This window comes from Halorubrum tibetense, from assembly GCF_042661865.1.
Taxonomy (GTDB): Archaea; Halobacteriota; Halobacteria; order Halobacteriales; family Haloferacaceae; genus Halorubrum; species Halorubrum tibetense.
Window position 1 is genome coordinate 1 of sequence record NZ_JBHSWW010000088.1, and the last position, 8,659, is coordinate 8,659.

General features: G+C 58.1%; 9 protein-coding genes and 1 pseudogene. 8 read left to right on the plus strand and 2 right to left on the minus strand.

What is annotated here, in order from left to right:
• Positions 1-26: 26 nt before the first annotated feature.
• Positions 27-632 (minus strand): annotated as a pseudogene (locus ACFQEU_RS07750) (secretion system protein); the annotation flags it as partial.
• A gap of 67 nt (positions 633-699) precedes the next feature.
• On the opposite strand from ACFQEU_RS07750, the gene ACFQEU_RS07755 reads away from it, so the two are divergent.
• From ACFQEU_RS07755 to ACFQEU_RS07765, 3 genes are read left to right on the plus strand one after another with little or no spacing between them, the layout of a single operon-like run.
• Positions 700-1,113, plus strand: a complete 414-nt coding sequence (locus tag ACFQEU_RS07755) for a hypothetical protein (RefSeq protein WP_379780898.1) — start codon at positions 700-702, stop codon at positions 1,111-1,113.
• Positions 1,110-1,559, plus strand: coding sequence for a hypothetical protein (locus ACFQEU_RS07760; protein WP_209485689.1), 450 nt, complete (start codon positions 1,110-1,112; stop codon positions 1,557-1,559). Before ACFQEU_RS07755 ends, ACFQEU_RS07760 begins: the two co-directional genes overlap by 4 nt.
• Positions 1,552-2,649 (plus strand): tyrosine-type recombinase/integrase, encoded by a 1,098-nt coding sequence (locus tag ACFQEU_RS07765; protein WP_379780901.1) that lies wholly within the window; start codon positions 1,552-1,554, stop codon positions 2,647-2,649. Before ACFQEU_RS07760 ends, ACFQEU_RS07765 begins: the two co-directional genes overlap by 8 nt.
• Here ACFQEU_RS07765 and ACFQEU_RS07770 read toward each other — a convergent pair whose 3' ends face one another.
• Positions 2,650-3,249, minus strand: coding sequence for a hypothetical protein (locus ACFQEU_RS07770; RefSeq protein ID WP_379780903.1), 600 nt, complete (start codon positions 3,247-3,249; stop codon positions 2,650-2,652).
• A gap of 411 nt (positions 3,250-3,660) precedes the next feature.
• Here ACFQEU_RS07770 and ACFQEU_RS07775 point away from each other — a divergent pair, with 411 nt between their 5' ends.
• The 5 genes from ACFQEU_RS07775 (at position 3,661) to ACFQEU_RS07795 (ending at position 8,395) form a co-directional block, all read left to right on the plus strand.
• Positions 3,661-3,822 carry a hypothetical protein gene (locus ACFQEU_RS07775; protein WP_379780905.1) on the plus strand — a complete coding sequence of 54 codons (162 nt, stop codon included), beginning with the start codon at positions 3,661-3,663 and terminating at the stop codon, positions 3,820-3,822.
• Positions 3,819-6,563 carry a phage/plasmid primase, P4 family gene (locus ACFQEU_RS07780; RefSeq protein WP_379780907.1) on the plus strand — a complete coding sequence of 915 codons (2,745 nt, stop codon included), beginning with the start codon at positions 3,819-3,821 and terminating at the stop codon, positions 6,561-6,563. Before ACFQEU_RS07775 ends, ACFQEU_RS07780 begins: the two co-directional genes overlap by 4 nt.
• A gap of 238 nt (positions 6,564-6,801) precedes the next feature.
• Entirely contained in the window at positions 6,802-7,596 is a 795-nt protein-coding gene (locus ACFQEU_RS07785; protein ID WP_379780909.1) for a hypothetical protein, read from the plus strand.
• A gap of 119 nt (positions 7,597-7,715) precedes the next feature.
• Positions 7,716-7,985 carry a DUF8136 domain-containing protein gene (locus ACFQEU_RS07790; RefSeq protein ID WP_209485832.1) on the plus strand — a complete coding sequence of 90 codons (270 nt, stop codon included), beginning with the start codon at positions 7,716-7,718 and terminating at the stop codon, positions 7,983-7,985.
• Positions 7,982-8,395 (plus strand): hypothetical protein, encoded by a 414-nt coding sequence (locus tag ACFQEU_RS07795; RefSeq protein ID WP_379780911.1) that lies wholly within the window; start codon positions 7,982-7,984, stop codon positions 8,393-8,395. Before ACFQEU_RS07790 ends, ACFQEU_RS07795 begins: the two co-directional genes overlap by 4 nt.
• Positions 8,396-8,659 lie beyond the last annotated feature (264 nt).

Below are 8,659 nucleotides of genomic sequence, written 5' to 3' on the forward strand. Positions count from 1 at the left end.
CGGGTGTCCCGCCTGCTCCTCGCGGCTCACTGGCCGCCGCCCTCGCGTCGTATCCGCGCGGCCCGCTCCACGGTGGCGGCCTCGTCCGCCCGGAGGTCCGCGAGGAACTCGAACAGCTCGTCGAAGTCGTCGATCCCGTCACGGACGAGGTACTCGACGTATCGGCGCTTGGCGGCGAACTCGGCTTCGACCGCCTCGACGTCGCGGTCCGTTCGCTCCGCGAGTCGAGCCAGCGCGTGGATCCGGCGGCCCTCACCGGCGTCGACGGTGGGTTCGGTACTTCCCGCGTCCGGAACCCCGTCCATTCGGAACGTCCCGTCGGCGGTCCGCCACGCGACGGTGTTGTAGTGGACGGCGGTCCCGCCCTTCTCCACGACGCCCGCTCCGCCGTGTCTGGGGTCCCCGGTTCGGCTTCGACGGGCTGCAGGGTCGAGCGACTCGTACTCGTCGGGCGAGAGCGGCTCGACGGCTTGCGTGACGTACCGATCGCCGCCGACCTGTCGCGGGAACACGACGAGGTCGACCTCCCGGAGCAGGTACGGCGGCACGCCGCGCTCGATGACGCGGTTGACGAGAGTCTCGATGTCCGCGGCGTGTGTCGTCCCCACGATGCCGTGACCGGTATAAAGCGAATAAGTATTAGTAAGAGGGGACGCAACCCTCTTACATACCATGACAGGCGACGACACACAACCGGCCATGACCTACCCGGCGACGGACCAATACGAGGATTGGAAAGCCGACGCCGCGGACATGGATATGTCTGTGTCCGAATGGATACAGGCGATGGTCGAAGCCGGTCGCAAGAAGTTTGACGCGAGTGTTGAACCGGACGAAACGGTCCGTGAACTACGCGAGCAACGCAACGACCTGAAAGCCGAACTGGAACACGCCCGCGACCGGATCGACAAGCTCGAAAACCAGTTACACCGTGGCGAGCGTGAGACGATCCGCCGGTTCGTGGAACAAAACCCCGGAGCGACCCGCGCGGAGATCGGCCAACGGCTCGCGGACACGGTGCCCGAGCGGTTGAACCCCCACCTTGACGCGCTCGAAGGTGTGGACCTCGAAAAGAAGGGTGGCGAATACTACCCGACGGGAGGTGGGACATGAGCCGCGCAGAACCGCCGTATGACCGCCTTGGTGTGTTCAAGGAACTGTCGGACGTGCCGGACGGGCGACGGCTCTACAACCTTGCTCCGGCCTATGAGGGGCGCGACACATGGGCGGACTATCGGGCGACCGTTGAGCTATCGGATCGAATGAGTGAGGAATGGGATCTATTCGCCCGGCGGTGGAAAGAGCACATGGACGATCGCGGCCGACACCATGCCCTTGCCCGCCCTGACGACGTGGAAGCGTGGTCCGCGGAGTTGGTGCGACGGTTCAGTATCGATCGGGCCTATCAGCACTGGAACGTGATTGAAGGCTTCTACGACTGGTTGCTATGGCACACGGAGCACCAACACACCTACAACCCGTTCCACATGGCCGTGGTCGACGCGGAGAATAGCGCGCGTGAGATATGGAACCGGAAACTGGAGAAAGCAAATGAGTGACAACGACGCCCGCCGACAATTGGCCGACGCGTTCGGCCGTGAGTTAGACCCGCTTGCACAGTACGCGAGCACCTTCGAGGAAACTGGGATCGACCCATTCGAGGTGTACGTTGAGGAACGACTGTCGACCAAGGACATATCGGATTCCGCGGTCGGGGAGTACCACCGGACGTTTCGGGAGTGGAAAAAGCACATGAGCACCGTGGATCGGCATCCCGCGTGCCCGAATGAGGACCACGTTAAGGGCTTCATAGACTACTTGCGTGACGACCGTGGCAACGCGCCGGGGACGGTCAAGAACCGCCTCATGTACCTGAACGCGCCGTATCAGTATTGGCAGGACGATGCCGCCTTTCCCCACCCAACGGATTACAACCCGATCGAATTAGCAAAGGATACGGTCAACCTGAACGGTGGCGGTCCGAAAGAGCCGCCACGGCTGACGCTTGACGAACTACAGGATGTAGTGTCCGACATTACCCACATCCGCGACCGGGCGATCGTGGTCTTACAGCTCAAGCTCGGCCTTCGAGCGACCGAAGTGTGTAACATCAAACTCTCCGAGTTACACATCCAGAACAGCGACGTGCTGGACCACTATGACGACATGGGGACCGCGAGCGGTCTACAAGGACGCAAGAACGCCCTGTATATCCCTCACAACCGCAAGGGCAACAAGTCGCGCCGGCCGCGCCTACTCCCGCTTGACGACGAACTCCGGGCGGTGTTGGTCCGTTACCTACTCATTCGGCCTGATAACGGTGAGCCGTGGCTATTCCTCTCGAAAAACGGTCGGGTACAAATGCGTAAGACCGCGATCAACAGGGACGTGTGGAAACCGAATTTCCACCCCGAGTATGCCGAAACCGAAGACCACCGGGCGATTACCTCACACTTCGGCCGGCACTACTTCACGACTTACTGGCGCGTGAAAGAGGATCTGAACCAAGAGTTAGTGAAGTATATGCGTGGGGACACGGTTGGCGGGACGCAACTAAGCGATCAGGGTGCGATTCGCCACTACCTCCACACGTACTACGAAGACATTGAGGAGGAGTACCGGGAACGGATCTTCAAACTGAACGTGTAGTTAGTCGTCTACAAGATGCTGTTCAATTAGATCATCCATTTCGTTCACCTGAATTTCCCGATCCAACTTGTCTGAAAGTCGATCATGTAGTTCCTGATATTCAGATCTGGATAGTGGCATGTCTTTTTGCCACTTCTCTAATGGATCGGTGTGTACCTCAATATCTTCCGTTAGTTCCAACTCGGCAGAAACATCTTGAATGCGGACGCCGTGGTGATCAGCTTCCGCCTTCCGGATCGCATTCTCTAAAATAGACTTGACAAACTCATCGGAGTCCATTCCATTCAGTTTGTAGCCGCGGTATGCCATTCCGATAATAGCTTCAATTTCACTCGTTTCCTTCGGCATCTTCATTTGGTATGCTGACTCATCGGGTGCGGATTCAGGGAGCCGAGTGTAATCTTCAAATAGTGTTTCTAACATTCCGTCCTCGGCGGCCTCATTGAACACCTTCAATTCAAATAGCGCTCCCTTGATTCGTGCCCGAATTTGTGATTCTGTAGCATATTTTGAGTTTCGCGTGCTGGGCTCATGGTTGCCGTGGAGGTACGACCGTTGCAAATCGGCTAGGAACCGCCCCTTTGATCGCTCGGAAGTCATCTTAACGTATTCTCATTAAGGTACTTACGCCCTTTATGTGTTACGTTCTATACGAATGTGAACATGCCCAAGGTGGATACACGACTCCCGTGTTCAACTGAAACTCGGGATGAGATTCTATACCCGCTCAAAGAGCCGGGTGAGAGTTACGACGATTTGATCCGACGGCTTGCTGCGGATGCTGGTCACTACGAGGGTGACGCCTAACGATGAGTAGAAAGAAGGCACCCGCGTGGGGGCGCGGGCACGGCGGAAGTGGGCTTAACGACGGGTGGTCGTCATGAGCAAGTACGCGCTCCGGGCTAATTACGCTTGCCCCGGTTGTGAGCGTGACACACTTGCGGAAACGCCGGATGAGGTGGTTGCCTACAAGTGCGCCGTCTGTGGCGAGCGCGTCCGTGAGGGTCAACTATGAGCCGGGAAGCGAAAGTGAGCAACGCCGGGTGTGGGATTTTTCTCACCGCGGCCGACCTTCACACGCTCGGCGTTGATCCCGAAGCCATTGACGCTGTAGAGTACGACGTTACGGAGTCCGGCTTGGTTGTGACCGATCCCGGTGGGGGTGGGGAATGAGCCGGGCGGAAAGTCCCAACCGTACGGACACGGACCCGTACGAAAACGTCCCCGATGAGCTGAAAGAACGCGATCAATGGCTCTTGTGGGACGCGGGTGCAGACACTCCCCGTCGCCCGCACTGGAAGGGTGACTTTCAGATTAGTTGGTCTGAACCGGACGCATGGCGCTCCTTTGAGGAAGCCGTTCAAGCCGCCCGCTCACGCGAGACGTGGGGGATCGGCTACGTGACGGCCGCGGATAACGACGACTACCCTGCAGGTGCGTTCGGTGTGATTGACATTGACGGCGGCGTTACCGATAGTGGCGACCTGAAAGAGTGGGTGCCGAGCTTGGATCGGTTCAGCAAAGCGGCGACCTACATCGAGCGGTCGCCGAGCGGCACGGGGATCCACATCCCGATTGACGGGAGTAAGGTGCCTGATTGGTGGTCGGATAGCCAAATCGGCGATCATGAAGGCGTTGACGTGTTGACTAACAAGTTCTGCACCTTCACTGGTAATTCCGTGCCGGAATCGGGGAGTGCGATCGCCGCGATCGACCCTACCCCGTGGTTGTTTGACGCCTATGAGGAACTACGCGGTGAGCCGCCGCGACTGAACGACGCCGCCGGCGCGCCCGATGAGTACGACGGGGACGAATGGCTTGATGAGTCCGACGTTGAGGAAGCTCTAAGCCATATTGATCCGGACGTTGGACATTCGGAATGGGTCCGCCTTGCCTATGCGGTTCACGACTACGATAGTGGAAGCCGCGGGCGGTCGCTCTTTGAGTCGTGGTCGCAACGCGGATCCAAGTACGACGCCGCCGCCGAGAACCAGATTGAATCGATTTGGTCCGACGCGTCCGCCGGCGCGGGTGTGAGCGTTGCGACGCTCGTACACAACGCGAAAGAAGCCGGTTGGTCGCCGCCGTCGTCAACGCGTCCGGACCCATCGAAGCGGGACGCGCCGCGATCGGTAACGTTGCGTCCGGACGACCTGCAGGCGTACGCCGGCCTTGGTGAAGACGGGGAGATCTCCGACCTCAACGACCGGCAGAAAGCGGCGTACACTTGGGAGTTGATCAAAGCGTCCGAGGAGTGTTACGTCCGCGTGAGCCGCGAGAACGGCGCGCTATGGGCCTACGATTCGGAACGTGGCACATGGAACGCGGACGGCGAGCGGGTCTTAGCACAAGCCGCACGGAAGACGCTCGACGCGGTGAACTACGGCGGCAACGTGCTTGAGGAGTTAAAGAATCAAGCCGCGGCCGATCCCACCGTTGAGGTTTCAACGGATACGTTCGGCCTTGACCCCGGAACGCTCGCCGTCAAAAACGGGTTGCTGAATTTGGAAAAAGCGGCTCGGGACGATCCGAACGCGCTCCGGGAGTTGCGGCCGGACGATTACGCACAGACGCGGCTCCCGGTTGACTACAATCCCGATGCGGACGGGGAGTGGAAACCGTTCGTTGGTGAGGTAGTTGAGAATGAAATGATTGACGCTGTTCAGGAATACATCGGCTACTGCTTACACCGGGATGCCACGTTCGAGCGTGCGCTTCTCCTTGTCGGTGGCGGAGCCAACGGTAAGAGCACGTTCCTTGAGACGATCGGCGCGCTCCTCGGCGACGACAACACGACGAACATTAGTCCATACGACTTTGGGGACAAGCCGAGCAAAGCCGAGTTGCACGGTGGGTTAGCCAACATAGCGGCCGACCTATCCAGTGGCTCGATTACTGGCCGGAGCCTTGGTGAGTTTAAGAAGCTCACCGGCGGCGACGCCGTGACGGCAAAGCGGTTGTATAAGGATCCGTTCAAGTTCACGTACACCGGCGGGATGCTGTTTGCGGCGAATGAAGTGCCGGACGTGCCCGTGAGCGACGACGACACCGCCTTTTGGCGGCGTTGGATTATCGTTCAGTTTGATAACTACTTCCCCGAGGGTTCGGACCGGCGCGACCCCATGCTTGGCGACCGCCTGCAGGAACCCGAGAACTTGTCCGCTGTTCTCAACTGGGCGATTGAAGGATGGACGCGCCTTATGGAACGCGGCGAGTTCACGAACGTGCCGGGGTCGCCCGACGACACACGACGCAAGTGGCAAACGTGGGGTGACAGTCTCGATTACTTCTTGTCCAACGTTGCCGAGCACGATCCGGACCCGCCGAATATCACAACGGGTGAGGCGTGGGACGTGTACCGTCGTTGGTGCCGCGAGAACGGTGAGGATCCGGTCGGGCAAAACAAGTTCACGAACGCCGCACGGGATTCGGGTGCCGACCTTGGGTATGTTAGTAGCGTCCGAACCGATCGGCACGCAACGCCCCGCCGTGGGTACAAGAACTTTGGAACCGTTGAGGGCGAAACCGATCCAATCGATGTAATCTCGGCGTCGGACGGCAGTGACGACGACGACGATGACACCGAACCCCGCTCGATTGACGATTACGACGATGGAAGCGCGCCGACCGAAAAAACGGCCGACAAGAGCGGTTCAGACACACCCGACCCCAAGGGTGAAGACACGGAAGATCCGGCTCCAGCACCCGATAGTTCGGGCGTTGGCTACCCGTCGCTTCTTGCGGACGTGCAAGCGGCATACACCGACGGCGACACGCTCACACCGGACGCCGTTGCCGAACAGCTCGGCAAGTCGGAACGCTACGCCGAGTTAGGGCTGGCGTGGTTGTGCGACGAATTTGACGGCCATGTATTGACCCGCGAATCCGAGGGGGTGTACCAGTACCATGAGTAGGGACCCGTGGCGGATGCGGTGCCCGCGCGGGCACACTGGATACACACACCGGCACACTAAGAACGAGATCCGGTGCCGCACTTGTGGGGAGGAGTACGCCCGCAAGTGGGACGCGAAACGCGAGGTGTTCGTGCCCGTATGAGCGGGCTGCCGATGACCCGGGGCTTGGCAACTCACGGTGAGGCATACCGCCCGGTGGCTTCGAGAAATCCAAGTCCCTTAATGTCGATCTCAAGGTTTGGGGACGCGGCTGCCTTCACTTCGGACATCAGGCGCGGGAACAATCACACCGAAGCTACCGATCCGCGCGCGGTTTTCCGTACGGGTGATTTGCGTGATTAAGATCACCATTGACGACGAACCGGCGAGCGAACACATTAGCAAACTAAAACAAAAAATGAGCGACTATATGACCCAAGGTAACGACGTATCAGATCCCGACATAATCGAGGAATCGCCGTTCGAGCGCGTTTACGTACTCCCCCCGAACCGCGACGACGTGAACGTAGAACGCGCGCTTGAAGGTGCGGAGAAGATTCGTAACACCGTGTTGAATCGGGGTGGAATTGAGAACGATAGTGCCGTAGAAGACGCGTGTCCGTGGCCAAACGAAAACACAAGCCGATCGTGGGTGTACTACCGGATCGCTGGACCATTAGCCGTGACTGCGGAAGATATCCGGTGGAATACCGCATATCGGCTTAGTGACGACGCGCCCCATCCGGGATCAGACGCGTTCAAAGCCGAAGCCTCGAAGCTTGAAATCCCAGAAAGCTTTGAATGGACTTCCCGGCTCGTGTCTGACTACTACACCCACCTGTACGACATTAAGCAAAAAGACGATCGGCCATGTCACCCACAAGAGTTGTTTGGGGAATCGACCGTTCAAGCCAAAGATCGGACGTACGAGCGCGCGCTTTCCTACTTGGATAACCTCTCCTTTGTGATCGAACCCGAACGAAACGTGCCGGCTTGGGAAGCGGTCGATCAACAATCAGTTGAGGAAACGGCTACGGGTGAGGTTAATGTCTAAACTGTTCCCGTCGATCCTGCCGACTCAAGAGAACGACGACGAAGAGGAGGACGAAGAGATAAGCGGCGCTTACGATCAGGATAACACGAACGAATCCGGCGAAAACACGGGGTAAAAGCATGAGCGACGAACTTCAAGATAAAATCCAATCCGAGCGCGAAGAGGCGTTAGCGACATTAAGCGAAGTAGTGGATCACGCCCGATACAAGAGTCTGGGTGACGGAAGGATTAGAAATCCTGAGGCTGAACGTGTCAGATTGAAATTCCTCCGGGTGATTGTATCGGCTGAATCTGAACGGCGGAAGATACTGGCCGACAAAGAGCTTGAAGAGCTTGAAGAACGCCTCGAAGCGATTGAAGAGCGACAAAACAGCCACCGAATCAAATGAGTAAGAAAAAGATTGAACGGCGGCTTGAAGAACTTGAGCCGCGCGACGACGACGACGGACCGCCTATTATGATCCAAATGACCCACTTCGATCACGAGGGTCAATACCCGACCGTGGATGAAAGTCCACACCCGGAACTAACGGTTCAACAATTCCCAGAACAGCGACCGAAAAGCCTCGTGATCGCTGTGCCGAATATGCTCGCGGAACCCTACTGTAATCAACCACACCTCACGGTTGCGACGTGCGACACAGTAGGCAAACACACCCCGGAAGGAATCCCCGAAGAGAACGCGCCAGTACCGGCGTGTGAGCTGTGGGAAGCCTTAGACGAAGCCGACCTCGAACGTGAAAAAGAAATTCGCGAGGAGAACGGCGAGCCGATCCCGGAGTTGCTGGCTGAATACTAACCTTTGCGGTGAGCGTAAGCAAATAGGATACATAGGCTCTGTTGAAATCCTTCACAACTGATACGAACTGCGTGCTGAATACAGGGCGCGTATCGCTCAGTGACGTTTCGACGGTACAACCGGATTCAAGACTGCTCAGGTACAGTACGACTGCTCAACCCTCAGTTCGTCTTCTCCAATTACCACTCTCAGTCGGATGTTCGGGCAGCTGCCGACGTTCAGGCCGAACTCTTCTCGTCTTCCATCATCGAGAGCAACATCTAC

What these genes read in the sequence shown, in the direction of transcription:
- ACFQEU_RS07775 (WP_379780905.1), top strand. Translation starts at nt 3,661, where the DNA reads ATGAGCCGGGAAGCGAAAGTGAGCAACGCCGGGTGTGGGATTTTTCTC.
- ACFQEU_RS07760 (WP_209485689.1), top strand. Translation starts at nt 1,110, where the DNA reads ATGAGCCGCGCAGAACCGCCGTATGACCGCCTTGGTGTGTTCAAGGAA.
- ACFQEU_RS07795 (WP_379780911.1), top strand. Translation starts at nt 7,982, where the DNA reads ATGAGTAAGAAAAAGATTGAACGGCGGCTTGAAGAACTTGAGCCGCGC.
- ACFQEU_RS07755 (WP_379780898.1), top strand. Translation starts at nt 700, where the DNA reads ATGACCTACCCGGCGACGGACCAATACGAGGATTGGAAAGCCGACGCC.
- ACFQEU_RS07790 (WP_209485832.1), top strand. Translation starts at nt 7,716, where the DNA reads ATGAGCGACGAACTTCAAGATAAAATCCAATCCGAGCGCGAAGAGGCG.
- ACFQEU_RS07765 (WP_379780901.1), top strand. Translation starts at nt 1,552, where the DNA reads ATGAGTGACAACGACGCCCGCCGACAATTGGCCGACGCGTTCGGCCGT.
- ACFQEU_RS07770 (WP_379780903.1), bottom strand. Translation starts at nt 3,249, where the DNA reads ATGACTTCCGAGCGATCAAAGGGGCGGTTCCTAGCCGATTTGCAACGG.
- ACFQEU_RS07780 (WP_379780907.1), top strand. Translation starts at nt 3,819, where the DNA reads ATGAGCCGGGCGGAAAGTCCCAACCGTACGGACACGGACCCGTACGAA.